This is a genomic window from Zunongwangia sp. SCSIO 43204 (genome assembly GCF_019904275.1).
In the GTDB taxonomy this organism is placed as follows: Bacteria; Bacteroidota; Bacteroidia; order Flavobacteriales; family Flavobacteriaceae; genus Zunongwangia; species Zunongwangia mangrovi.
This window is the reverse complement of the sequence record NZ_CP063204.1, coordinates 3932401-3957430: the sequence shown is the minus strand read 5'-3', so window position 1 is coordinate 3957430 and position 25030 is coordinate 3932401. Positions and strand designations below refer to the sequence as shown.

The 25030-nt window shown below is 35.5% G+C and carries 22 protein-coding genes and 1 pseudogene; 7 read left to right on the top strand and 16 right to left on the bottom strand.

From position 1 onward, the window contains the following. Nucleotides 1-181 precede the first annotated feature (181 nt). Together INR75_RS17465 and INR75_RS17460 are read left to right on the top strand one after the other, a co-directional pair. Nucleotides 182-2647, top strand: coding sequence for a TonB-dependent receptor (locus tag INR75_RS17465; protein ID WP_223089810.1), 2466 nt, complete (start codon nt 182-184; stop codon nt 2645-2647). Nucleotides 2648-2740: 93 nt separating this feature from the next. Further along, the gene (locus tag INR75_RS17460) at nt 2741-3892 is read left to right on the top strand and encodes a PepSY domain-containing protein (RefSeq protein ID WP_223089809.1); all 1152 of its coding nucleotides are present in this window, start codon (nt 2741-2743) and stop codon (nt 3890-3892) included. On the opposite strand, the gene INR75_RS17455 is transcribed toward INR75_RS17460, so the two are convergent. Further along, nucleotides 3879-4235 carry a phage holin family protein gene (locus INR75_RS17455; protein ID WP_223089808.1) on the bottom strand — a complete coding sequence of 119 codons (357 nt, stop codon included), beginning with the start codon at nt 4233-4235 and terminating at the stop codon, nt 3879-3881. The two genes, INR75_RS17460 and INR75_RS17455, sit on opposite strands and share 14 nt — an antisense overlap. 73 nt (nt 4236-4308) lie before the next feature. Beyond that, the gene (locus INR75_RS17450) at nt 4309-4938 is read right to left on the bottom strand and encodes a vancomycin high temperature exclusion protein (protein WP_223089807.1); all 630 of its coding nucleotides are present in this window, start codon (nt 4936-4938) and stop codon (nt 4309-4311) included. Nucleotides 4939-5064: 126 nt separating this feature from the next. On the opposite strand from INR75_RS17450, the gene INR75_RS17445 reads away from it, so the two are divergent. Continuing rightward, nucleotides 5065-5697: an NAD(P)H-dependent oxidoreductase gene (locus INR75_RS17445; RefSeq protein ID WP_223089806.1), complete on the top strand. Its 633-nt coding sequence runs from the start codon at nt 5065-5067 to the stop codon at nt 5695-5697. Here the strand turns inward: INR75_RS17445 and ribB are convergent. From ribB to nhaC, 11 genes and pseudogenes are all read right to left on the bottom strand, one after another. Next, nucleotides 5694-6842: a 3,4-dihydroxy-2-butanone-4-phosphate synthase gene (gene ribB / locus INR75_RS17440; RefSeq protein WP_223089805.1), complete on the bottom strand. Its 1149-nt coding sequence runs from the start codon at nt 6840-6842 to the stop codon at nt 5694-5696. The two genes, INR75_RS17445 and ribB, sit on opposite strands and share 4 nt — an antisense overlap. Before the next feature lie 35 nt (nt 6843-6877). Continuing rightward, nucleotides 6878-8323: an LptF/LptG family permease gene (locus INR75_RS17435; RefSeq protein WP_223089804.1), complete on the bottom strand. Its 1446-nt coding sequence runs from the start codon at nt 8321-8323 to the stop codon at nt 6878-6880. Nucleotides 8324-8333: 10 nt separating this feature from the next. After that, a complete protein-coding gene (locus INR75_RS17430) occupies nt 8334-8975 on the bottom strand; it encodes an outer membrane lipoprotein carrier protein LolA (protein WP_223089803.1) in 642 nt (213 codons plus the stop codon). A 15-nt stretch (nt 8976-8990) separates the two neighbouring features. Beyond that, nucleotides 8991-11408 carry a DNA translocase FtsK gene (locus INR75_RS17425; RefSeq protein WP_223089802.1) on the bottom strand — a complete coding sequence of 806 codons (2418 nt, stop codon included), beginning with the start codon at nt 11406-11408 and terminating at the stop codon, nt 8991-8993. Nucleotides 11409-11617: 209 nt separating this feature from the next. Next, nucleotides 11618-12610, bottom strand: a pseudogene (locus INR75_RS17420) (alpha/beta fold hydrolase). 178 nt (nt 12611-12788) lie between these two features. Next, on the bottom strand, nt 12789-13157 hold the full coding sequence (locus INR75_RS17415) for a diacylglycerol kinase family protein (protein ID WP_092541993.1): 369 nt from the start codon (nt 13155-13157) through the stop codon (nt 12789-12791). 1 nt (nt 13158) lies between these two features. Continuing rightward, the gene (gene tpx / locus INR75_RS17410) at nt 13159-13659 is read right to left on the bottom strand and encodes a thiol peroxidase (protein WP_223089801.1); all 501 of its coding nucleotides are present in this window, start codon (nt 13657-13659) and stop codon (nt 13159-13161) included. 136 nt (nt 13660-13795) lie between these two features. After that, the gene (locus tag INR75_RS17405; protein ID WP_223089800.1) at nt 13796-14047 is read right to left on the bottom strand and encodes a hypothetical protein; all 252 of its coding nucleotides are present in this window, start codon (nt 14045-14047) and stop codon (nt 13796-13798) included. Then, complete coding sequence (locus tag INR75_RS17400) at nt 14028-14342, bottom strand: thioredoxin family protein (protein WP_223089799.1); 315 nt, start codon at nt 14340-14342, stop codon at nt 14028-14030. Before INR75_RS17400 ends, INR75_RS17405 begins: the two co-directional genes overlap by 20 nt. Before the next feature lie 107 nt (nt 14343-14449). Continuing rightward, nucleotides 14450-15088: a peroxiredoxin gene (locus tag INR75_RS17395; RefSeq protein WP_223089798.1), complete on the bottom strand. Its 639-nt coding sequence runs from the start codon at nt 15086-15088 to the stop codon at nt 14450-14452. Nucleotides 15089-15253: 165 nt separating this feature from the next. Next, complete coding sequence (gene nhaC, locus INR75_RS17390; RefSeq protein WP_223089797.1) at nt 15254-16741, bottom strand: Na+/H+ antiporter NhaC; 1488 nt, start codon at nt 16739-16741, stop codon at nt 15254-15256. A gap of 329 nt (nt 16742-17070) precedes the next feature. Between nhaC and lpdA the strand changes: the two genes are divergently transcribed. From lpdA to INR75_RS17375, 3 genes are all read left to right on the top strand, one after another. Beyond that, nucleotides 17071-18477: a dihydrolipoyl dehydrogenase gene (lpdA, locus tag INR75_RS17385; RefSeq protein WP_223089796.1), complete on the top strand. Its 1407-nt coding sequence runs from the start codon at nt 17071-17073 to the stop codon at nt 18475-18477. 202 nt (nt 18478-18679) lie between these two features. Continuing rightward, nucleotides 18680-19267 carry a hypothetical protein gene (locus tag INR75_RS17380; RefSeq protein WP_255584580.1) on the top strand — a complete coding sequence of 196 codons (588 nt, stop codon included), beginning with the start codon at nt 18680-18682 and terminating at the stop codon, nt 19265-19267. Between the two features lie 15 nt (nt 19268-19282). Beyond that, nucleotides 19283-21034, top strand: a complete 1752-nt coding sequence (locus INR75_RS17375) for a hypothetical protein (protein ID WP_223089795.1) — start codon at nt 19283-19285, stop codon at nt 21032-21034. Nucleotides 21035-21077: 43 nt separating this feature from the next. Here the strand turns inward: INR75_RS17375 and INR75_RS17370 are convergent. From INR75_RS17370 to INR75_RS17360, 3 genes are all read right to left on the bottom strand, one after another. Beyond that, a protein-coding gene (locus INR75_RS17370; RefSeq protein WP_370629861.1) for an IS3 family transposase occupies nt 21078-22315 on the bottom strand; the annotation gives its coding sequence in 2 pieces (ribosomal slippage) (nt 21078-21973 and nt 21973-22315; 1239 coding nt in all). Nucleotides 22316-22545: 230 nt separating this feature from the next. Next, nucleotides 22546-23256 carry a LytTR family DNA-binding domain-containing protein gene (locus INR75_RS17365; RefSeq protein ID WP_223089793.1) on the bottom strand — a complete coding sequence of 237 codons (711 nt, stop codon included), beginning with the start codon at nt 23254-23256 and terminating at the stop codon, nt 22546-22548. Nucleotides 23257-23302: 46 nt separating this feature from the next. Continuing rightward, nucleotides 23303-23701: a hypothetical protein gene (locus INR75_RS17360; protein ID WP_223089792.1), complete on the bottom strand. Its 399-nt coding sequence runs from the start codon at nt 23699-23701 to the stop codon at nt 23303-23305. Nucleotides 23702-23926: 225 nt separating this feature from the next. Between INR75_RS17360 and INR75_RS17355 the strand changes: the two genes are divergently transcribed. Continuing rightward, nucleotides 23927-24976: a sensor histidine kinase gene (locus INR75_RS17355; protein ID WP_223089791.1), complete on the top strand. Its 1050-nt coding sequence runs from the start codon at nt 23927-23929 to the stop codon at nt 24974-24976. Nucleotides 24977-25030: the final 54 nt, after the last annotated feature.

Below are 25030 nucleotides of genomic sequence, written 5' to 3'. Positions count from 1 at the left end.
GGTTTCTATGGAAAAACTTTCTAGTATAGAGTTAATTTATTGTTTCTTTAAGAAGCAAATTGATTATGAAATAGTTCTTATTTTTATTTAAAATAAATCTTAATTAGCTTTTGAAAACGATTATAGCTTTATACATTTGCGGCATTATTTAAAAAGAGTCTAAATAAATAGATCAGCAAAAATGTCGCAAAAACAACTACTACTATTTTTATCCTTATTTATTGCTTCTTTAGGATTTGCTCAAAATTCTGGAACGCTTAAAGGACAGGTTGTAAATAGTGCCAATCAACCAATTTTTAATGTAAACGTTGCTTTAGAAGGAACCGCTAAAGGAACAGAAACTAATCAAAACGGATTTTACGAATTACGAAATGTACGACCGGGAACATATACGATCAAATTTTCTTATGTAGGTTATAAGTCTACTGAAATTAATGTTTCTGTAGAAGGTGGAGTAATTACAGATGTTGCGCCTGTAGTTTTAATAGGAAGTGAAGAACAGCTAGGTGAAGTTTTACTTAATGCTGAAAACAAAACGAACGAGTTTACCAAAAGCTCTAGTGTGTATGTTTCTAAATTACCACTTTCAAGAATGGAAAACTCGCAGGTTTACAATTCGATCACTGCAGATCTATTGCAAAGTCAAGTAGTGACCAATTTTGATGATGCCCTAAAAAACGCAGCCGGTATAACAAAATTATGGGAATCTACCGGTAGAGGATCTGATGGTGCAGGTTATTATTCATTAAGAGGTTTTGCCGTACAACCAAACTTAACCAATGGTTTACCGGCTTTAACCAATGGTAGTCCAGATCCACAAAACATCGAGGCAATCGAGGTGATTAAAGGCCCATCTGGAACTTTATTTGGAAGTTCTGTGGTTTCTTACGGTGGTTTAATAAACGTAGTTACTAAAAAGCCATATAATGATTTTGGAGGTAATGTTTCATATACTTCAGGAAGCTATGGTTTAAATAGATTAACTGCAGATGTAAACTTACCTTTAAGCGAAGGGGTAAATTTAAGAGTAAATTCGGCTTACCATACTCAGGAAAGTTTTCAGGATGCAGGGTTTAGAAAATCATTTTTCTTCGCACCATCTTTATCTTATCAGGTAAACGATCGTCTTTCTTTCTTGATCAACACTGAAATTTATCAAGTTGAAAGTACCAACCAAACCATGCTATTCTTAGATAGAGGAAGCGAATTGGTGGTTAATAACTTAGATGAATTAGGTTACGATAACAATCGGTCTTATACTTCAGATGACTTAGGAATCGAAAATCCTATGTACAGCATCCAGGCGCAGATGAATTATAAGTTATCTGATAGCTGGACGTCACAAACTGCAGTTTCTCAAAGTTCAGCAAAAGCAAGAGGTTATTATTCCTATTTATATGAAGGAACAGCTAACTTCATCGGTGATAACGCAGCTTACGGGACAGCTTTAGAAAGTGGGGTGGTTTTCGCAAGACAAATGAATCACCAAAACTCTACAACACTTACCACCGATATTCAACAAAACTTTATTGGAGATTTTGAAATTGGTGACATGAGAAACCGTATTGTTGCTGGTTTAGATTATTACAATCGAGAACTTAGAAATAGCGGAACTGGATATTTAAGAAATGGATTGATCTATATTGGTGATGCTAGTGCAGAAAATGTAAATGCCAGTGTTTTCGGGATTACAGATCCAGATGCTTATGTAGATCCAAGATACGATACCGGAATACTATCTGAGCCAGGAGTAGATGCTCTTTTTGCAAATTCAGATATTACTCCTTCAATTTCAAGACAGGAAATTTATAGTGCTTATGTTTCAGATATCTTTAATCCTATCGAAACATTATCTATCATGGCTAGTTTACGTGTGGATCGTTTTGAAAGTGAAAGTAACAGCCAAACGGCATGGTCGCCAAAATTTGGTGTTGTGTATCAACCAGTATTAGACAAGGTGTCTATTTTCGCTAATTATCAGGATGGTTTTAGTAATGTAGCACCAATAGAAGTTATAGATGAGAATCAAAATTCTGTAAACTACGAATTCGATCCAGAGCATGCAACGCAGTTAGAAGGAGGAGTAAAACTTAACCTTCTAAACAACAAAGTAGCGGCTACCTTATCATATTACGATATTCAGGTAAGAAATACCGTGATGACCATCGCTCCTATGGTTTACAGTCAGGGTGGTGAATTATACAGCCGCGGATTCGAAGCCAGTATTACTGCATCTCCTGTAAACGGACTTAATATCAACGCGAATTACAGCTACAACGAAAGTGAACTTACCGAAGGAACTCCTGGAGATGATTTTCTAGGTCGCCGACCAGAAAGTGCAGGCCCACAAAACCTTGCAAATCTTTGGGCAACTTATAAATTCTCTGGAAATGCTTTAGATGGATTTGGTGCTGGTTTTGGTGGAAACTACGGAAGCGAAAACATGATCTTTAATAGAAATACAGCAGGTACATTTACTCTGGATGATTACACAGTTTTAAACGCTTCATTATTCTATCAAAGTGAAAAATTTGGAGTTACTCTAAAATTAAACAACCTAAACGATGAAGAATATTATAATGGATGGTCTACAATAAACCCACAAATTGGGCGAAACCTGTCGGCTAACTTCACTTATAAATTCTAAAAATATTAAACTTTATTCTAGTTAGTTTGTGTTTAAGTCGGATGCTGTTATGGCGTCCGGCTTTTCTTTTTACATTTGTTCAAATTTTTAAAAATGGCAGGTAAAAAAGCTTTAAAATCAATAATACATCAAATCCATTTATGGCTGGGATTAGCCTCTGGTATTGTTGTTTTTATTGTAGCTATTACCGGCTGTATTTTTACTTTTCATGACGAATTAAAAGATGTTTTTTATGATTATCGATTTGTAGAAAATCAAGATTCGACGTTTATCGCGCCTTCTTTTTTGCTGAAAAAAGCGAATGATCTTCAGCCAGATTTTGAAGCTACAATGGTGGTTTATAACGGATCGTCTCGGCCAGCTACCGTTACTATCACTGAAGACGGAACCAATTTTTTACTGAATTTTGATCCCTATACCGGGAAACTGATCAAAAAAGTGAATCTGGAAACCGAATTTTTTACGATTATAGAAGAATTACACATGTATTTGTTGCTTCCGCAGGAAATAGGAAAGCAAATTGTAGGGATTTCAACTATCATTTTTGTGATCTTGCTGTTAAGCGGAATCGTATTGTGGTGGCCTAAAAAAATAAAGTATCTAAAACAACGATTATCGGTAAAGTGGAATGCTCGCTGGCGCAGAATCAATTACGACTGGCATAATGTTACTGGTTTTTATACTTCAATTGTAGCCTTGATATTGGCGGTTACCGGCTTAGCTTTTGCATATGAGCCGGTACACGATTCATTCTATTCTGTAGCAAATTTAGGAAAGCATTACGAATTAGATTTTTTTACTTCAGAAATAAAAAATAGTGCTAAAAAAGTCCAAAATAAGCAACAAGCAGTAGATCTGGCATTTCAGCAAACTTTAGATTTACAACCAGAAAGCGGAATGTACTTTATTTGGAAACAGGACGAAAATTCGCCCATTATTACCGGGGCTTATCCTAAAGCACTTCATTTTGATCATCAATCTAACTATCAATTTCATCCAAAAACAGGAGCACTTTTACATCAATCTGGTTACGATACAAAAAGTGCAGGATTAAAGCTTCAGGAAATGACTTATGGTTTGCACAGCGGGCAATATTTTAGACTTGCTGGGAAAATTATTGCTTTTTTATGTAGCCTTTTTGTATCTGCTTTACCTATAACCGGTTTTTATATCTGGTATGGCCGAAAATTTAAAAAGTCCCAAAAAAAGCCTAAGCGAAAGCCGAAAATCGCTAAAAAAGCATAGCATCTACAATACTTCCAAAAAGGGCTAAAATTACGGCAAGCCATAGAGAAGGTAAAAATCCTTCGGTTTTAAAACCGCTGCTTAGTTGATCGGCAATTTCGATAATTATAGCATAAGCAACGATTCTTGTTACAAATCCTAAACCTAAAAAGTAGAACATCCCTAAAGTAGCAATATTTAAAACGGCGGTTAATAGCCAGCTTAAAAAGAAGCTTAGAACCCCAATAAGTAAGGCAACCAAAATGGCTGTCTTAAAGCTTTTAAGATGAACTTTATTAAGGAATTTTGCCGCGATCATTAGGATTACCGCATCGATTAAGATGTGTATAATTGCAGTTAACATGCTTTAGTTTTTAATTGGTTCTCGAAAAATACAAAAACCACTAATTAAACTTACATTTTTAAAAAAAGCTTAACTAAAGCTGTTTATTGAGCACGCGCGGTTTAGTTTTAAAGATCACTTCGAACAAAGCTTTGTAATTCGCCAGTTTCTCACGTTTCATGATCTTAGTTTCTATCTTGAATTCTCGCTCTTTTGCCTGAAAACCGTGATAATCTAAATTTAGATGTTTGGCAATAAACATAGCTCTTGGTAAATGAAACTCCTGGGTAATCACAATAGCATCGGTTATATTAAATACTTTAGATGCTCTGTACATGCTATCGTACGTATCGAAACCGGCATGATCTAAAATTAATTTGTTTTTTGGAATACCGTGTTTGATCAAATAATTTGCGATCGCATCGACTTCGTTATAATTATCGCTGCCATGGTCACCGCTAATCAAAATTTCTTCAACTTTATCGTTTTCAAAAAGATCGATAGCGCTATCTACACGATCCTGTAAAATAGGGGAGAGCTGCCCATCGCTGTAAACGCTGGCACCCAAAACAATGGCAGTTTTAGCCTGGGGAACAGTATTTACTTCAGCATAAATACGGTTAGAAGTATCCTGTTCTATAAAAGCTTCTAATCCTAACGTGATCAATATCCCAATAACGATTAGGATAAGCGTGTAAAGGATCGATTTCTTAAGAAGCCGCATGCACTCTTTTCTTTTTCATTTTAATTTCGAAGATAACTAATTAAATTCGATGATTTAGCTATTTCTCTAGATTAACGTTACGATTCCTAGCTGCATTGTTTAAATTTGTAAAAAATTGAGAATAAAATGAGTAATATAAAAGCTTTGCAATGGCGTTATGCCGTTAAAAAATTTGATGCAGAAAAGATCTTACCAGAGGCGAAAATCGATATTTTAAAGCAGGCTTTTAATTTAACTGCAACTTCTTACGGCTTACAACCTATTAGATTAGTTGTTGTAAAAAATAAAGAATTACAGGAGTCGCTAAAAGAAAAGGCGATGAACCAGGTGCAACTTTCTACAGCATCTCATGTACTGGTGATTTGTATTGAAGATAAAGTGGATAAAGATTTTATTCTGAATTATTTTGAAAGAGTAAAGCAAATACGGGAAACTCCAGATGAAATCTTAGATCCTTTCAAGAACTTTTTAGTGGATGACTTCGGAAAAAAATCTGCCGAGGATCTTACAATTTGGGCTAAGAATCAGGCGTATTTGGTTTTGGGAACCTTGCTTACCGTTTGTGCTACTGAAGAAATCGATGCCTGCCCGATGGAAGGCTTTTTACCTGAAGAATATGATGAACTTTTAAATCTGAAAGAAAAGAATTTAAAGTCGGTTTTAGTATTACCGGTAGGTTACCGTGCTAAAGATGATATCTTCTCCAGTTTCAAAAAAGTAAGACGCCCTGAAGAAGATACCATTATAAATATTTACTAGTAGTTTACGTAATCTACGATCTCTAAGCCATATCCAATCATACCAACACGTTTGGTTTGCTTAGAGTTAGAAAGTAATTTTATTTTATGAATGCCAAGATCGTGTAAGATCTGTGCACCAATTCCAAAATCTTTATTGTCCATAGAAGGTTGCGGTGCTTTTATTTCACCTTCCTTCTGGCTGTCTTTTAATTCTGCTAATCGGGTTAATAAACTCAATGGCTTAGTTGCCGGATTAATAAAAACGATCGCGCCTTTACCAGCTTTTTCAATAGCCTTAAACATTGCATCGAGCTTTTTATCGGCATCGTTGGTAAGCGTGCCTAAAATATCGTTATTTACTAAGGTAGAATTCATTCTTACAAGAACATCTTCTTCTTTGGTCCATGATCCTTTGGTAAGCGCAATATGGATCTGGTTATTAGTAGTTTGTTTGAAAGCTCTAAGTCGAAAATCGCCAAATCTGGTCTTAATTTCAAAATCTTCTTCTTTTACAATAAGCGAATCATGTTGCATACGGTATGCTACAAGATCTTCTATTGAAATGATCTTAAGATCAAATTTTTTAGCTACTTCCATAAGTTCAGGAAGTCTTGCCATGGTGCCATCTTCATTTAAGATCTCTACCAAAATTCCGGCAGATTGTAAACCTGCAAGCCGAGCAAGATCGATAGAAGCTTCAGTATGGCCAGTTCTTCTTAGAACGCCACCATTTTTTGCACGTAGCGGAAATATATGTCCTGGACGGCCTAAATCTTCAGATTTAGTTTCTTTTTCGGTTAAAGCTTTAATCGTTTTTGCACGATCGTGGGTAGAAATTCCTGTTGTACAACCATGACCAATAAGATCTACAGAAACGGTAAACTGCGTATTGTGTAAAACGGTATTATCGTCTACCATTAAATTTAATCCCAGTTCTTTAGAGCGATTTTCAGTAATAGGAGCGCAAATTAATCCGCGTCCATGAGTAGCCATAAAATTGATCATCTCTGGAGTAACCTTTTCTGCAGCAGCAACAAAATCACCTTCATTTTCGCGATCTTCGTCATCTACAACGATAATTACTTTCCCAGCTTTGATGTCCTCAATAGCTTCTTTTATTGTATTTAATTCAAAGGATTTATGTCCTTCATTAATTCCTGACATTTTGCAACTTTTTTAGGTTAGCAAAGGTATTTAATCTATTTATCTTTAGGCTTTACCAATCCTATCTTTTTAAAGAACTTCGATATAGGCTCGGTGATCATATCTAAAGAAAATAATCCCTGATCTGTAGTAGCTCGATAAGTGAAGTAAATTCCTAAAGGTAACATGATAAGCGTGCTTAGCCACGTGGCAATAAACGGACTAATACTGCCGTCTTCTGCACTGTTTTTGGCAAAGATTCCAATAAAATGATAAGTTAGAAATATAATGATCGCTATAACCATTGGCAATCCCATACCTCCTTTACGAATTATTGCCCCTAATGGAGCACCAACAAAAAAGAGGACGATACAGGCCACAGCCAGCACGTATTTTTCGTGTAAAGCAATCTCGTATTTATTTAGTCTTCTAACACTTTGCTTAAACTCCTGTTTCTTAATGGCTAAATGAGAAATCGCAGCATTGGTAGTTCGAATAGCATCATCTATAATTCTTTGCGATTGATCACTATTATAATTGTCGAGAATAGAATTTTCGAAGGCTTCGTATTTTTTAGAATCTTCCGGGTTGAAATTAATAGTTAGACCTTTTACTCCGGTTCTACTATACATAGACGTCGCAAAAGCTTCTTTGCGCTCGTTAAGTGATACAGAAAAGCTATCGATACTTTTGGTAAGTTCACCAATTCTAAGCATGCTTTGAGTCGTATAACTCTCGTCCTCCATATCTACCTGGTTCAATTCAGATAGATCGATATTGATGGTATACTCTTCAAAGTAACTTTTCATAAAAGGTTTCTGGTCTCTTTTAGAATAGTCGCTTGGTGTAATTTCGTTGTAATAATTCCCATCTGTAAGAATTAAAGATAAAACATTAGAATCTTCACTACTTACCAGCTCTCCTTCTTTCGACTTTATTACAGTGTAATTTCCTCCTCTATTGTTGTTTTCATGAATGATCACATCACTTAGATACTGGTCGTTATCGCCAGATTTTTCATCAACTTTAATATTGATGTTTCCAACTTCATTAAAAACACCTTCGGTAATAGCCATAGCGGGTTTCATTTTAGCAATATTCTTCCGCAGGTTAATGATCTTGAATTCGGCTGCCGGAATAACATTATTGGCAAAAACAAAAGCGGTAACACTAACTAATAATATAAATAATGTTAGACCACGCATTGCTCGCTGTAGAGAAATACCAGAAGATTTCATGGCAGCAAACTCATAATTTTCAGCAAAATTACCAAAGACCATGATCGAAGTTAGTAGTATGGTTAGTGGTAAAACCATAGGAACTAACTTGGGGGTGGTGTATAAAAGGAATTTTAAAATGATCGCTACATCCAGGTCTTTACCTGCCAGCTCACCAATGTATAACCAGATAGCCTGGAGCACAAATATGAACATCAAGATGATAAAAACGGTAAAGAACGTTTGTAAATAACTTACCAGTATGTACCTGTCGAGTATTTTCAAAGATGTAAGATTAATCTAAACGATTAATGTAATAGTTGCTATATCTGCTCTCGTCAAAAGTAAATAGATTTTGAGCAAGAGACTGGTTTGTTTTAAAACTTTTTACTGTGATCGTGATCTTGGTTCCGTTAGGCTGGGTTTGGATAAGATTGTAAATATTTTTGGTCTCTTTATCGATTCCCAACAAAATATTTTTCACTTCAGCTTCGCTATCTATAGGTGTTAATTTTACATACTGAATCGTTCTACCATTCACGTTTTGAGTGATGTCCCAATCGAATGTATAGCCATCTTGATAGAATGTGAACATTTTAGACGGTGTGATATTATTTTCGTCTTCAGCAACGTAATTTGAGATATTGATCTCTTCGTCTTCTGGAATGATCGTGTATACTTTTTTACCATCAAAAAGTTGCGTGGTTCCCATAAAATTTAGTACATATTTGTCTCCTTTTATGCTGGCGTCGCCACGAGTTTCCTGATGAATATTTTCTGAAGTATTCTCCAAAGCATATTTAAAATCGATCACCATATTGTCATAACTGCTTACCTTTTTAGAAACTTCGTTTAGAAGTTGCTCAGCTTTTTGAGAATTCTGAGCCTGTATCCCAAGGCTAAAACATGCAAGTATTAGAAATACTACTTTTTTCATTTTACTTTAAAATCTTTATTTAGGTTCTTCGTTTAGTAATTGCTCTAAAGCTAAAAGATCTGGGACTAAAACCTGTCTCGCTTTACTTCCTTCAAACTGTCCTACAATTCCGGCAGCTTCAAGCTGATCTATAATTCTACCGGCCCTGTTATAACCAAGTTTCAGTTTTCGCTGCAGTAAAGAAGCCGATCCCTGTTGGGCGGTTACAATAACTTCAGCAGCTTCTCTAAATAGCTTATCGCGTTCACTCACATCTATATCAAGTCCTGTGCCACTTTCCTCGCCTTCGTAGGCTGGCAGCATGTGCGCATCTGGGTAAGCTTTTTGGGATCCAATAAACTCGGTTATTTTATCTACTTCAGGAGTATCTACAAAAGCACACTGCAAACGTTTCATAGAACTTCCCTGAGTAAAGAGCATATCCCCGCGACCAATTAATTGATCTGCTCCCGGGCCATCTAAAATAGTTCTCGAATCGATCTTAGAGGTTACTCTAAAAGCGATACGTGCCGGGAAGTTAGCTTTTATAATACCGGTAATTACGTTAACCGATGGTCTCTGCGTTGCAATAATTAAATGTATTCCTACAGCACGAGCAAGCTGAGCTAAACGCGCTATTGGAGTTTCTACTTCTTTACCGGCAGTCATGATCAAATCTGCAAACTCATCGACCACAAGTACAATGTATGGTAAAAATTTATGTCCGTTTTCAGGATTTAATTTTCGGTTTTTAAACTTAACATTGTATTCTTTAATGTTACGAACCATAGCATCTTTAAGTAGTTCGTAACGATCGTCCATTTCAATACAAAGAGAGTTTAATGTATTAATTACTTTGGTGTTATCTGTGATGATTGCATCATCTGTATCTGGTAATTTTGCTAAGTAATGACGTTCAATTTTATTGAAAAGCGTCAATTCTACCTTCTTAGGATCTACCAGTACAAACTTAACTTCAGCTGGATGTTTAGAGTAGAGTAGGGAAGTAAGTATCGCGTTAAGCCCAACAGATTTACCTTGTCCTGTCGCACCTGCCATAAGCATGTGTGGCATTTTGGCAAGATCGACCACAAAAGTTTCGTTACTAATAGTTTTTCCCAAGGCCATTGGCAGTTCCATTTCGGCACCTTGAAATTTGGGTGAAGCAATTACAGATCGCATCGATACGATGGTAGAATTTTTGTTAGGCACTTCTATACCAATAGTCCCTTTTCCTGGGATTGGCGCTATAATTCTAATTCCAAGTGCTGCTAATGAAAGTGCGATATCATCTTCTAAGTTTTTGATCTTAGAAATTCTAATTCCGGCTTCAGGAACAATTTCGTATAAGGTTACCGTTGGCCCAACCGTAGCTTTAATTTGAGCAATTTCGATCTTGTAGTTCTTAAGCGTATCTACAATTTTGTTCTTATTTTCCTCAAGCTCTTTTTGATTTATTGTAATGCCACCGCCATAATCCTGCAATAATTCTATGGTTGGGAATTTATAATTTCCTAGCTCTAATGTAGGATCAAATTCGCCAAAATCACTGACTAATTTTTTGCTGAGTTTATCTTCCTCTACTTCCTCTTCTTCAGGAGCGGTTTCTACTTCCATTGCAAGCTCGTCTGGCTTTTCTTCTTTTTCTTCGGAAGTTTTTTGAGGGGTATTCTTGGTTTCTGAAGCCGGATTAACTTCTGAAAGATTGTTTTCAAAATCGATTTCTGGAGCCGAATCATCTACCTGAAGTGTTTTCTTTTCAGTTTTTACAGATTGTTTTTTCCAGTCTTGTTCTTCATCGGTTTCATTGGCGGTCATTTTTTGACCAGAAGCTTCCTTAGCAGCTTTAAATTCAGCATTAATATCGTCCTTTTTAGTTTTTACAAACGTACCAACCATTTCTGGCGTAAGCTTTAGGCGTAATGCAGCGTATGCGATAAACAGGAAAAATAGAAGCAGTGCCGTACCAAAAAAGCCTAAATAATCCTGAAGAAAATCATTCATTTCATAACCAATGGTTCCTCCTAATATAGAATGCTCTGTAAAAAAACCAAAAACTATGGATGCCCAAATCATAACCAAAATTCCCCAAAACCAGAAAGATGCCAGTTTTTTTGCTGCCATTCCAAAGAATAAATAAATACCAGAGATGGTAATAAGAACGGCAATCGAGAATGAAGCGACACCAAATCCCTGGTAGATAAAGAAATCGCTAATTAGAGCACCAAATTTGCTTAACCAGTTCTTTGCTTCGATATTACGATCACTAAATTCCTGTAAGGTACTTTGATCTGCCTGCCAATTGAACAAAAAGGAGATAAACGCCACTACAAGTGCCAATCCAAAAAGCATAAGAAAACTGCCCAAAACCACCTTTTGATGTCTGTTAAGCGCTAAAGAGAATTTCTTCGTTTTTTTAGTAGTTTTCTTAGTTCTGGTTTTCTTTTTGGCCATGTGTGGTTTTTCGGAATTTTGGCAAAAATACAAATTAGCCTCTTCTAAAATAAAGAAAATAAAATTCAATTTTAAAAGAGGCTGATTTTATACAAAAACGCAGGTAATTAATCTTTATTGGCACCGCCAAAGACTATAATACCCAGAGGCTTATTTCTAAATTAAAAATTTTGTCCAGCGAATGCCTCGTGGGCTTACTTCGTGGTAGTTTACTTTTCTAGATATTCGAGAAGTGGGGTTATAAACTTATCGAATACCTCGATATGTGGTAGATGCCCTGTATCTGGTATTTCAACTAGCTGGGCATTTGGTATTTTATCCTGAGTAGATTTTCCTAACTTGTCATATAATCCCATGGTCGATTTTACCTGTTTTGAGACTAAATTTTTTCCCAGTGCGGTACGATCTCTGGTACCAATGATCAATAAAGTAGGAACATTAATTTCACTAAATTCGTAAACAACAGGTTGGGTGAAGATCATATCATAGGTTAATGCAGAATTCCATGCAATGCGATCGTAATCTTCATTAAGCGTCCATCAGGCTAAAAGTTTTGCCCATTTTGCATAATCTTGATTCCAATCGCCTGCATAATAGCTCTCTTTTTGATAATTTTTAATGTCTTCGTAGGTTTTACCGATTTCATTTTTATACCAATCGTTTACGCTTTGATAAGGGACTTTAAGTTTCCAGTCTTCTAGACCAATGGGATTTACCAAAACCAGGTTTTTAGTGACTTCAGGATACATTAAAGTGAAACGTGTAGCAAGCATTCCTCCCATGGAATGGCCTAAAATTGTAGTTTCTTTAATTCCTAGAGAATCGATTAATCCTTTGGTGTTTTCTGCCAATTGCTGAAAAGCATACTGAAAATGTTCTGGTTTGCTAGACTTCCCGAAGCCTAATTGATCGGGCACCAAAACATTGAAACCTTCTGTGGTTAGGGCGTCGATCGTGGTTTCCCAATATGCGCCATTAAAGTTTTTTCCGTGAAGTAATGTTACTGTTTTTCCGTTATCGTTTTCTGGCTGAATATACATATAGGCCATTTTATAATCATTTTTTTGTGCATTAAAATGATAAAACGAAACCGGATAAGGATATTCATAATTTTCGAGCATCAAGCCAAGCTCTTTTATCTCTTGGGCATTGAGGTTTAGAATTACTGAAAATAGTAAAAATAGCGCAGGAATTTTTTTCATAGCATGAATTTTCCTGAAGTTAAGAAGATCTGCAAGTGTAGGTAAGTGGCTGAAGTACTTTAAAACAAATTTAACTCGATGATCGAGATTGAATGCTCTGAGGTTGCCTCGAACTATTGAAAAATTTTAAACAAATGCCTAACGGGCTTATCTCAATGTAGTAGTTTACATGAAAGATCTATAATGCCTGTAAATAAGGAATATAAATAATACAGCCAATGATAATTGCGATGAACGCAGCTATACAAACGGCGCCGGCAGCAACATCTTTAATATGACCTATTTTTTGATGAAAATCTGGATGCACAAAATCTGCAATGGCTTCGATAGCGGTATTTAGCCCTTCAGCACTCATTACCATTCCAACAGCGATGCACTGAAACATCCATTCGGTTTTAGTAATACCAAAATAAAACCCGGCAACAGTTACAACGATAGAAATGGCAAATTGTACCTGTATGCTGGGTTCATTTTTTATAAGTAACCATGCTCCTTTAAGAGCATAGCCACCACCGCGAATACGTTTCCCTAGGAAACTATCTTTCATCTTACAAAAGCGTTTTTAGCGCAGCAAGATAATTTGGTTCTTCGGCAATATCCTTAACTTGCTGAGCATGGATTACATTTAAATTTTCATCCAGAACAATTACAACTCGAGAAAGTAAACCTTCTAAAGGCCCGGTGATCATTTCTACCCCGTAATCTTTCCCAAACTCACGTTCTTTAAAGTCAGACAAGTTAATAACATTTTTTAAACCTTCGTCATTTACAAATCTTTTTTGTGCAAATGGTAGATCTCTGGAAATACAAAGGACTACGGTATTATCTAATTCGGTTGCTCTTTCATTAAAATTTCTAACAGAAGTTGCACACACACCGGTATCGATACTAGGGAAAATATTCAGGATAACTCTTTTCCCTTTAAAATCTTCTAATTTGGCTTTAGACAGGTTGGTTTTTATAAGATCAAAATGTGGCGCTTTTTCACCAATCGCAGGCAGATCTCCATAAGTAATCACTCTTTCGCCTTTAAACGATATTTCAGACATAGCAAAATAATTGGTTAAGGATTAGTCAAGATAAATTTAGACTATTTGCAATGGAGTGATACTAAAATTATCATAAAACAAAAACGGGTTAACTGTTTTAACAATTAACCCGTTTCTATCTTTATATTTGTAAGTTTTATTGATCTATAGATCCTAAAACTTTTTTCACGAATGCGTTTGCTGCATCTGTATCTTTCATTCCTTCTTCGCTTACCAATCTGTGAACTTCTATAGCTCCACATATGTTCGTGATTAACTCACCAACTACATCCATTTCTTCTTCAGAAACAGATCTATGTTCAGTAAAGCTTTCCAGAACATCTACAGTTGCCTGAAGCTTATCTGCTTCATTATTTCTTTGCAAGTGTTTAATTACTGGTAACTTCATTTACTAAGTCTTTTAATACGTCAAACTTGTTCGTTTGAACTTGGTTTACAAATTCTCCATTTTTGAAAGTGGCAAAAGTTGGCAAGTTATTTACGTTAGCCAGCTTTCTACTCTCTGGATACTTTTCAGCATCAACTAAAATAAATTCTGCATTCTCATTTTCTCCCGAAAGTTTTTTGAATTTCGGTTTCATAAGTCTACAGTTACCACACCATCCAGCCATGTACTGTACTACTACAGTCTCATTATTGGAAACAATTTCGTTTAAGTTATCTTGGTCTAATGTCTTCATCATAGCAATTTTTTCCCATCTAGGGGTATTAAGACCCCGGGAAAGAAATCCCGGAGTTTACAATTTTTCTTAATCTGTAAGATATCTCAATAACTGAGATGAAAAGCTTCTTAGTTTAAGCTCAAGTAATCTGAAACACCTTTTCTATCGGCTTTCATTGCATCTTTACCTTCTTCCCAGTTTGCTGGGCAAACCTCACCATTTTTCTGTACGTGAGTATAGGCATCGATTAGTCTAATGAATTCTTGTACGTTACGTCCAAGTGGCATGTGGTTAACTCCTTCATGGAATACAGTACCTTCTTCGTCGATTAAATAAGTAGCTCTATAGGTTACATTATCGCCTTCTAAAGTTACATCTCCAGTTTCTTCATCATAAGACTCACCGGTAATATCTAAAATTCCAAGACGAGAACTTAAGTTACGATTAGAATCTGCTAAGATTGGGTAAGTTACTCCTTCAATCCCACCATCATCTTTAGGAGTGTTTAACCACGCAAAGTGAACTTCTGGAGTATCACAAGAAGCACCAATTACCATTACATTTCTTTTCTCAAACTCTTCTAAAGCAGCCTGAAAAGCATGTAATTCTGTTGGGCATACAAAAGTGAAATCTTTAGGATACCAGAATAAAAGAACTTTTTTATTATTTTTTTGAGCTTCTTCTAATACATTTACTTTAAATGTATCTCCTAAGTCATTCATTGCGTTAACGCTTAGGTTTGGAAATTTTTTACCTACAATAGACATATGTTGTTGTTTTTGGGTTTTACTTTCTTTTCTTAATTACAATGCAAATATAGTCTAAGAGTACGGCGTCTCCATAGAATTCAAATTCTTAATTTTTATACTGTGATAGAATTTGATTATTGCTAAAGAATATTCTTATAGGGTAATTCTATTTTCTTCGGAAAGCTACGCTGTACGTGTAGTTGCAGAGCTACCTAGCTCTTTGATCTTTATTCTGAAGGCGGCGAATAATAAGGTCATAAACGGACTCAGATAGTTGAAGAAACTGTACCCAATATAAGAAAGAACAGGTACACCAAGAACACCACTGTGATAAGCACCACAAGTATTCCAAGGGATTAATACTGAAGTTACCGTTCCTGAATCCTCTAAGGTTCTACTAAGATTCTCTGGAGCCAGACCTTTGTCTTTATAAGCTTTTGCAAACATTTTTCCTGGTACAACAATTGCCAAATACTGGTCTGATGCGGTAACATTAAGCGCAAGACAGCTTACTACGGTGCTGGCAAAAAGCCCAAAAACGCTATCAAAAAGATTTAGTAGCGCCCTGCTTATTCTGGCTAATGCACCAATGGCATCCATAATTCCACCAAAAACCATCGCACAAATAATTAACCAGATGGTACCAAGCATTCCTGCCATTCCGCTTGATGCAAAAAGATCGTTAAGCGCAGCAGATTCAGTTTCAATTGCAGTATCTACGGTGATAGCATCCATAATTCCGCGATAAGCACTAACAAAAGTCAGTTCGTCACTTCCGCTAATTTCGAGAATAATATTTGGTTGAAAGATTAATGCTGCAACAGCACCTAAAAGTGTTCCTACTAACAGCGCAATAAGAGGAGAGGTTTTTCTAACGATCAAAAAGATCACTAAAGCCGGTACTACAAATAACCAAGGAGTGATATTAAATGAAGCATCTATCGCATTTAAAATAGAAGTTGTATCTGTAGATCCACTGGTGTCCAGATTAAGACCGATAATTATAAAAATGATCAAAGTAACAATGATCGTAGGTACCGTGGTGATCGCCATATAACGAATATGCGTGAAAAGATCTGTACCGGCCATTGCAGGTGCAAGATTTGTGGTATCACTTAATGGAGACATTTTATCACCAAAATAAGCTCCAGAAAGAATCGCCCCGGCCGTCATTCCCAGTGGAATACCCAAAGCATCTGCAATTCCAACAAGTGCAATACCTACGGTTGCAGAGGTTGTCCAGCTACTTCCTGTCGCTATGGAAATTACAGAACATATAATTACGGTCGCAGCCAGAAATATAGTAGGATTTAAAATTTGTAATCCATAATAGATCATTGTTGGGATAATACCACTAATAAGCCAGGTCCCGGCTAAGGCTCCAACCATTAAAAGAATTAAGATCGCTCCAGCTGTACTCTGGATATTTTTGGCAACTTCATCGATCATGGTGTCGAATTTCACTTTATGAAAGTATCCAACAATTGCAGCTACAGCACCACCCAAAAGAAGTATGAACTGATTAGAACCACTTAATGCATCATCGCCAAAAACTACCAAAACATTAAAACCAAGCATGATAATAAGCGCAACTACAGGAATAAGTGCTGCCCATATACTCAATTCTTTTTTGTCGACGTTTTCTTCAGCTTGCGTAGTGTGGTTTTCCATTCAGTTCAAGAGAGTTTGTGTCCTAAAAACTAATATTCGAAAGATCGAAGATGTTTTTTCAGGATATATAAAAGTTTAGCTTAGATTAAATTTTCGCTTGTAATGTTACGATTTTAGATAAAAGTATGCAAGGCTTAGTGCTTCGGTAGTGATTTTAAATCGAATAAATACCCGCAAAATTCAAATAATGTCGAAGGATTATTAACAATATCGTTTGAAATTTCGGTTTTCTTAAAAGTTTAGAAAGCCTTTTAGTGCGCATTGGTGGTTAAGAGAATAGTCGTACTTTTGTAAGTATTGTTAAAAAATCAATATAAAAACTTATTGTTATGAGTACATATGATGTTGCAGTTATAGGTTCTGGCCCGGGTGGATACGTGGCAGCCATACGCTGCGCTCAACTGGGAATGAAAACTGCGATCATAGAAAAATATTCTACTCTTGGTGGAACATGTTTAAACGTAGGTTGTATCCCAAGTAAAGCCCTTTTAGATTCTTCACATCACTACCATGATGCTGTAAAACATTTTGAGGATCACGGAATTGAAATTTCAGGAGAAGTTAAAATGAATCTTGAAAAAATGATGGAGCGTAAAGCCTCTGTGGTTAGCCAAACCTGTGATGGCGTGAAATTCCTGATGGATAAGAACAAAATTGATGTTTTTGAAGGAGTTGGATCTTTTAAAGACAAAACTCATATCAATATCGAAAAGAATGATGGTGAAACCGAAACTATCGAAGCTAAGAAAACGATCATAGCTACAGGTAGTAAACCGGCAAACCTTCCGTTTATCGAGTTAGATAAAGAACGCGTAATTACTTCTACCGAAGCTTTAAAACTAAAAGAAATTCCGAAGCATTTAATCATCATTGGAGGTGGAGTTATTGGTTTAGAATTAGGGCAGGTATATAGCCGTCTTGGTGCAGATGTATCTGTAGTAGAATTTATGGATCGTATTATCCCAACGATGGATAGCGCACTTTCTAAAGAATTAACTAAAGTTCTAAAGAAACAGGGCGTTAAGTTCTACACAAAAACTAAGGTGAAATCTGTAGAGCGCGATGGTGAGGAAATTATCGTAAAGGCAGATGACAAGAAAGATAAGGAAGTAGAACTTAAAGGAGATTACTGCCTGGTTTCTGTAGGTCGTCGTCCTTTCACAGACGGACTTAATGCAGAGGCTGCTGGTGTAGAATTAGATGATAAAGGTCGCGTAAAAGTTAATGATCATTTACAAACTAATGTAGATAATATTTACGCTATTGGAGATGTTGTTAAGGGAGTAATGCTGGCTCATAAAGCTGAAGAAGAAGGAACTTTTGTTGCTGAAACCATTGCCGGACAAAAACCTCATATTGATTATAACCTAATTCCTGGCGTTGTTTATACATGGCCAGAAGTTGCCTCTGTAGGTAAAACTGAAGAGCAATTAAAAGAAGAAGGTGTAAAATATAAAGAGGGAAAATTCCCAATGCGTGCCTTAGGTCGTTCCAGAGCTAGTGGAGATATCGACGGAATGGTGAAAATTCTGGCAGACGAAAAGACCGATGAGGTACTTGGGGTTCACATGATTGGTGCTCGTACTGCAGATCTTATTGCTGAAGCGGTAACCGCAATGGAATTCCGTGCTTCTGCTGAAGATATCTCGAGAATGAGCCATGCGCATCCAACTTTTGCTGAAGCTGTAAAAGAAGCTGCATTGGCTGCTACAGATAATCGCGCGTTGCACGTATAAGTTTTTCAGTCAAAATTTATCTTATTTACAAAGCCCTGTTTGATCATTTTAAACAGGGCTTTTAAGAAAATAAATGTTTTAATTTTTAAGTTTTTTCTTTACTAATTCGTTTTAACGACTTTATTATGAAGCTTGTCGGTTTTTTTTTCATGGACGAAAGTATTGTACTAGTATTGCATCAAATTTTGCAAACTATCCTAAAATGAAATCAATTTGCTCTATTAAAAGTTTCCTTTTTTTCCTTTTCTTTCTTAATGTTAGCTTATGTTTTTCTCAGGTAGGAATAGGGACATCAAGTCCAGATGAAACTTCAGCTTTAGATGTAGAAAGTACCTCTGGAGGAGTTCTTATCCCAAGGATGACGACATCCCAAAGAGATGCGATTCTTCGTCCAGCTACAGGCTTATTAGTGTATGATACTACACGTAAATGTCTAAGCCAGCAGGTAGGTACGCCAGAAACTCCAGATTGGATGTGTATTCGTACCGAAACCGCTTCAAGGTTTTTTTACCTTCCAAGTATAAATATTAATACACAAAGTGAAGCTAATAACCTATCTATAGATTTATATGAAGAATATAGATCACAGTTTTCTAATCCTTTAGTATCCTCTAATCCTGGATCCTCTATTCCTTATTTTGAAAAAGATGATTTAGAATATCATGTAACAGCTTATGACGAAACAGTTTTGGATATCCATGATATTAGTGATGATGGAATTATGAGGTATGATGTTGTAGGTAATGCCACTGCCTGTTCTTTCATCAATGTAGTACTGGTTGTAAAATAATTTCAGCAAACAATTATGAAAAAACTATTCAGTCTTTTTCTGATTTTATTTTCGGTATATTCAGTTTTGGGACAATGTGATTGTGATGATCCATCAACAATTATTCTAGAAAACATACATCGTAGCTCATATACATTTCTAGCGAATCAGAATTATTGCATAAAAGGAAATGTTACTATAGAATGGGATGGAATCACTTTTCAGAACAATACATCGATCTGTCTTTCCGCAAACTCAATATTCACTACAAATGATCTCAAAGGAAATACTAATGAAAACGTAAATATAAATATAGGTGAAAATGCATCTTTTATTTTTGCGGGTGATATTCCGTCAAGTTTTGAAATTACCATAGCAAACGGTGGCGTAATGAAACCGCGCTGGGGAGATTTAGACATAAATGGAAAATTTTTTAATTTGACCATAGAAGAAGGTGGTAATTTTGATTACAACACCGTAAATGTTAATTCGAGTGAAAGCGTCATGATTAATAATTTTGGGAATTTTAGAGCAGGTAATTTAACGGTTAATAATTCTTCTCAATATTTTAGATTAAATAATGAGGGCGTTTTAAAATCCAGTAATTTTAATATATACTCAAAAAAAGAAGCTTTGATTGATAATTTAAATAAAATTGAGATAGGTAATCTAACATTCGAGCACACAGAAAATATTATAATTAATAATCATGGTTCTTATTACCTAAGTTTGTTTTCTTTAAAATCAGGAATTGAAAATTTTGATTTTACTAATTCTAAAAATGCTGAGGTAAATTTAACATCCCATATACATTTAGGTTCAGGAGCTTCAAATTTTATTAATCAAGGTATAATTGTTTCCAAAGGAGAAATTGCTTTATCTAATGAAGCTACTTTAAATTTAAATAATTCGGGGGCTATCAAGATTGATAGAAATTTCGATTGGGGGGAAAGTAGTAAATTAAATTATTTATACAATACCGGGAAGTTAAACGTTGGAGGGCAAATGAGTAGCGAAAGATGTAAACTTGAATTCTATAATTATGAAGATGCTGAACTGACTATGGTAGGGCACCTTACTTACGGTATAGAAGGTCCTAATAAATTTGAAAATTACGGTGTTTTTCATGCCGATGGTTTATATTCAAATGATCCCACACTTCATATGAAAAATGAAGGACAAATGATTCTGAAGTCAAACTATGGAGATACTGAAGAAAGTTTCTTTTCCAATTGTGGGACGCTCATCATGGAAAACTGGTTTAGGTTACATGGAACAATTATAAATACGGGTAATTATAATGTACCCAATGGAAGTATTACTTTTGAGCCAACTGGTCGAATTCAAAATTATAGTGTGATGAAATTAAAGCAAATAGTTATGGATCCTAATTCTATATTTTATAACGAAGGTGAAGTAACATTTTCTGAGCCTCCTAATACTAATATAAGATTTGCTGGGCCTGGTGCAAATGTGCAGCCAGAACATTCTGATTCTAGTAATTATGGTAGATTTAAATGGCCAGGCACACAGTCTAATCAATCTGGTTGGGCTAGAGGCAATTTAAATTTTGTTACTACTACTCCAAGTTCGGTTAATGATAACAATGCTTACGGGATGTTTGGAAGATGGAATAGCGTAGAATTTGATAGTTCAGTAAAATTTGGAAACTGTAATACTTGTACAGTTATTACAGAATATGATCAATGCGCTAACGCAGATGGTACTTGGCCGGTTATTGGGCCAAAATGTATCCCGGTAAACAGGCATGTAAGAACATATTTATAATTACTTTGAGTCGTCCTAAAATAGGTTGACAGTTTTTAAAAGTTTAAATCAATCCCGTGAAGCTAGCTTCACGGGATTTTTTGTTGTGTATAAAATTAGGTGTTTTGTAGCTAAGGCTTAGATGTGGTCTATGATTGTTATATGTTTTTATTGACTGTTGAACCAGCAGGCTGAGTTCTTTACCTGTATTGCATTTGTTTATCAAGAACTCTCCCTTTAATATCCCGTTAATTCGTTCTGCTAACGCATTTTGATAGCAGTCATACCCATCTGTCATTGAAGGTATAGCATTTGATCGCTTCAATTGAGTTTGATACAACGAGGAGCAATACTGCAAGCCTGTGTCAGAATGGTGTATTACCTCGCTTAATGTAGTTCTTCTTTTATTAGCCATTTTCATTGCTTTAACTACATTCTCTGCACTCATATCATCACTTAGGTGGTAGCCCATTATTTTTCTGCTAAAGGCATCTGTCACCAAGGAAAGATAGTGAGTTCTTTCTCTACTCTTGATGTAAGTAATATCGCTTACAAAGTATTGCTCCGGTCTTACGGGCGTAACATCTTTCATCAGGTTAGGGTGTTTTTTTAGCCAATGCCTAGAATCTGTTGTCTTTGTGTAATTCTTTTTTGGTTTTATAAGCATTGATTCTGACTTGAGATAATCAAATAGCGCATCCCTGCCTATTTTGACTCCGATCCTTTCAAATTCAACCTTGAGCAAATAATACAGTTTACGAGTACCCAGCCTTGGCATTTGCCGGCGCACCCTTAAAATCAGTGGTTTTATCAAGTCAAGTTCATCAGCTCTTATATTTTTTCGCTTTTCTGCTTGATAGACAGCCTGTCTGCTTATCCCAAACAATCTGCAACAACGTGACAGGCTTAGTCGGTGTTCTTGCCGGATTCGTTGGATTGATTGGGCAAATGCTTTTTTCGAATAGAAGTTCCATATTGTTGATCTGAGATATCGATCATCGTGTTGAGAATCTTATTCTTAAGCTTCTCATCTGATAGCTCTTTTTCTAGCCTCTTGATCTTTTGAGCAGGTGTTTCTTTCATTGTGTTACAGGTAAGTCTTGACTTTGGTTTATTCCAGTCTAAGGTACCGTGTCTGCGTAACCAAACCAAAACAGTACTCCTGCCTTGGATACCATAAGCTTTTTGGGCTTGTTTATAAGTCATTTCGCCCTTTTCTACCTGAGATACAACGGCCAATTTAAAGCCTAAATTGTAATCACGCTGAGTACGTTTCTTCCCAGATCTTTCTGTATGTTTCATAAATAAGTCGAATTTGTGTCAACTTATTTCAGGACGAGACAACTTGATATAAATTAAAAGGCAGCCAACTGGCTGCCTTTTTTCATTCTAAACTGACTCAGAAATTATAAGGTTTTGGCTTTTTAATTGGTTTAGGAAGTAAATTAAAAGCCTGATTAATCTGAGTAAAATTCAATAGGGAAATATTGATTGTTTTAGAATGAGATTTTGCATGTTTTTACAGTCTTTTTTTAATGATATTCAGCCAACTTTTCTAAAACCTGTTCTTTAAAACTTCGGCTTATTGGTATCGATTTTTGTCTTACCACCACCTGCTCATTGGTATAAGATTCAATTTTTGGGATCGAAACAATAAAAGAGCGATGCGTTCTTAAAAATTTAGAACTAGGTAACTTCTCTTCAATCGCTGTAATAGTTTCTCTGGTGATTTTCGTATCAGTTAACAGGTGAATTTTTAAATAATCAGCATAGCTTTCGATATAAAGCAATTCTTCAAAATCGATTTTCACCATTTGGCGATCTATTTTTACAAAAATAAATTCGGCTTCTTTTTCAGCGATTTTCGTGATTTCTTTTTCTGAATGATTTTTTCGGTAATTATTTATCGCATCCAGTAATCGCTCAAAAGAAATAGGTTTTAATAAATAATCTGCTGCGTGCAAATCAAAACCATCTACCGCATATTCTCGATAAGCAGTGGTGAAAATGATCTGTAGGTCTTTATTGATCGATCTGGCAAAAGAAATTCCAGAAATTCCCGGCATATTAATATCTAAAAAGATCAAATGGATGTTCTCTTTGCTAATTACATTAAAAGCTTCAGTAGCGTTACTGCAACGTGCTAGAATATTGATGTCTTCAATTTTAGATAGATGACTTTCCATAATATCCAACGCAACAGGTTCGTCGTCTACAAGAATACAATTAATGGGTGCCGCCATTTATACAGAATTAATGCTTTTTAAAATTAATCAATTTCAGCATACATCACTTTTTTATGGCTGTTAAAATAATGATTCCCAGCCTGCCAACCAGAAAAGTTACAGTGCCAAAAATAATAGTAAGTAAAGTTACTTTTAATCCACCAGCCAGCATTTCAGTAGAAACATTTCCCCAGGATTCTATTGCATCGAACATTTGTATTAAACCAAGAAACTGAAAAAGAAGTCCGCTTACCAGTGCAAATAAGCCAATATGATGAATTAAACTGAGCGTTTTTTTAAAAAGATGATCTTGCGATAATTTTGTGGCAGCAAAGGCGATAAGTCCTATAGTAATTAAGAAGCAAATAAGGATGGTCCACATCGCAAAAGGACCGCCCTCGTTCATTCTGTCGGCTAGTTGGCCAAAAAAACCACGACTTTGATACAGTAATACTAGGTACATAATTATTTTTTTAAAGATTGATGAAGCAAACTTACCAACCTTTTAGCTTCAAAAAATTCACTTTGCGATAGATTACAGGTTTTAGCTTCTTTTCTACACTAAAGATATATTTTTAAGTACAATTATCGCTAAACTTGTAGAAAAGCCAAGCTTTTTTGTAGTTGGTCGCAAAAGTTGATCTTACCAGATCATTCTTGCCATATTTGTAAATTAATGTTACTAAAATTGACCATAAAGATATTTAAGAAACTACTGCTACACAGCTTATTTTGGGTAGCAGTGCTTTTCTTTTATATGTTCTTTTTTGCGATAGACGATTCAGATTTGTGGTTATCGGCTCGATTTTCAATTGCATTGATGCCGGTTACAATTGGCACAACTTATATTTTTTCCTACACCTTAATCCCAAAATATCTATCTAAACGAAAGTATTTTTTATTCGGACTTTATTCATTTTATGCTTTAGTAATTTCAGCTTCCTTAATCATTTTTTCGGCTTTTTATGGCTATTTACTGGTGTTTGGATTGCAATGGGAGGGAAGTTACCCGGTTTCTAAAGGTTTAACCTTTATATATTTTGCGGTTTACCTGGTAATCGTCTTAGGTTGCGGCTTAAGTCTTACCAAATCTTATTTTAAAACTTTGAATAAAAACGAGGAGCTAAAAAATACCCTGCTAGAAAACGAATTACAGCTTAAGATTCAGGAGTTACAGTATTTAAAGATGCAAATTCATCCTCATTTTTTGTTCAATACCTTAAATACCATTTATGGCTTGGCACTTACTAAAAAGGATTCGGCGCCAGATATGATCTTAAAATTAGCCGATTTGCTGGATTATATTTTATACGAAACCAAGAAGAATAAGGTGCCGTTGGAGCGCGAAATTCAGCATTTAAAAGATTATATCGAGTTAGAAAAATTACGGTTTGGAGAACAATTAATTGCTGAAATAAATATTGCTGAATTTTCATCGAATATTGAGATTCCGCCAATGCTATTTCTGCCATTTCTGGAAAATTCATTCAAACATGGCAAATCTTCTGAAGGAATCCTAAAAATAAAAATGAAGCTCGAAATTATCGAAAATCAGCTTGTGTTTTTTCTGAAAAATTCGGTGCCCAAGCAAAAGGAAATTTTAGATCAAAATTCAGGAATTGGTCTTGAAAATATTCAAAAAAGGCTTCAGTATATTTATGGGGAAGCTTATGATTTAGAGCTTTCTACAAGCAAAAATGAATATTCTGTCTTACTTAAAATTCCGCTTAAATTTTAGCATTTTGACCTTTAGAATTTTCAATTTTGTATTGAAGGAATGACTATCTTTAAT

Excerpts from the sequence above, each read along its gene's own strand:
- tpx (WP_223089801.1), bottom strand. The coding sequence starts at position 13,659 with ATGTCTGAAATATCGTTTAAAGGCGAAAGAGTGATTACTTATGGAGAT.
- INR75_RS17375 (WP_223089795.1), top strand. The coding sequence starts at position 19,283 with ATGAAAAAACTATTCAGTCTTTTTCTGATTTTATTTTCGGTATATTCA.
- INR75_RS17365 (WP_223089793.1), bottom strand. The coding sequence starts at position 23,256 with ATGGCGGCACCCATTAATTGTATTCTTGTAGACGACGAACCTGTTGCG.
- INR75_RS17395 (WP_223089798.1), bottom strand. The coding sequence starts at position 15,088 with ATGTCTATTGTAGGTAAAAAATTTCCAAACCTAAGCGTTAACGCAATG.
- INR75_RS17400 (WP_223089799.1), bottom strand. The coding sequence starts at position 14,342 with ATGATGAAGACATTAGACCAAGATAACTTAAACGAAATTGTTTCCAAT.
- lpdA (WP_223089796.1), top strand. The coding sequence starts at position 17,071 with ATGAGTACATATGATGTTGCAGTTATAGGTTCTGGCCCGGGTGGATAC.
- ribB (WP_223089805.1), bottom strand. The coding sequence starts at position 6,842 with ATGTCAGGAATTAATGAAGGACATAAATCCTTTGAATTAAATACAATA.
- INR75_RS17455 (WP_223089808.1), bottom strand. The coding sequence starts at position 4,235 with ATGTTAACTGCAATTATACACATCTTAATCGATGCGGTAATCCTAATG.
- INR75_RS17425 (WP_223089802.1), bottom strand. The coding sequence starts at position 11,408 with ATGGCCAAAAAGAAAACCAGAACTAAGAAAACTACTAAAAAAACGAAG.
- INR75_RS17445 (WP_223089806.1), top strand. The coding sequence starts at position 5,065 with ATGAGTAATATAAAAGCTTTGCAATGGCGTTATGCCGTTAAAAAATTT.
- INR75_RS17460 (WP_223089809.1), top strand. The coding sequence starts at position 2,741 with ATGGCAGGTAAAAAAGCTTTAAAATCAATAATACATCAAATCCATTTA.
- INR75_RS17415 (WP_092541993.1), bottom strand. The coding sequence starts at position 13,157 with ATGAAAGATAGTTTCCTAGGGAAACGTATTCGCGGTGGTGGCTATGCT.
- INR75_RS17430 (WP_223089803.1), bottom strand. The coding sequence starts at position 8,975 with ATGAAAAAAGTAGTATTTCTAATACTTGCATGTTTTAGCCTTGGGATA.
- INR75_RS17465 (WP_223089810.1), top strand. The coding sequence starts at position 182 with ATGTCGCAAAAACAACTACTACTATTTTTATCCTTATTTATTGCTTCT.
- INR75_RS17405 (WP_223089800.1), bottom strand. The coding sequence starts at position 14,047 with ATGAAGTTACCAGTAATTAAACACTTGCAAAGAAATAATGAAGCAGAT.
- INR75_RS17380 (WP_255584580.1), top strand. The coding sequence starts at position 18,680 with ATGAAATCAATTTGCTCTATTAAAAGTTTCCTTTTTTTCCTTTTCTTT.
- INR75_RS17450 (WP_223089807.1), bottom strand. The coding sequence starts at position 4,938 with ATGCGGCTTCTTAAGAAATCGATCCTTTACACGCTTATCCTAATCGTT.
- nhaC (WP_223089797.1), bottom strand. The coding sequence starts at position 16,741 with ATGGAAAACCACACTACGCAAGCTGAAGAAAACGTCGACAAAAAAGAA.
- INR75_RS17360 (WP_223089792.1), bottom strand. The coding sequence starts at position 23,701 with ATGTACCTAGTATTACTGTATCAAAGTCGTGGTTTTTTTGGCCAACTA.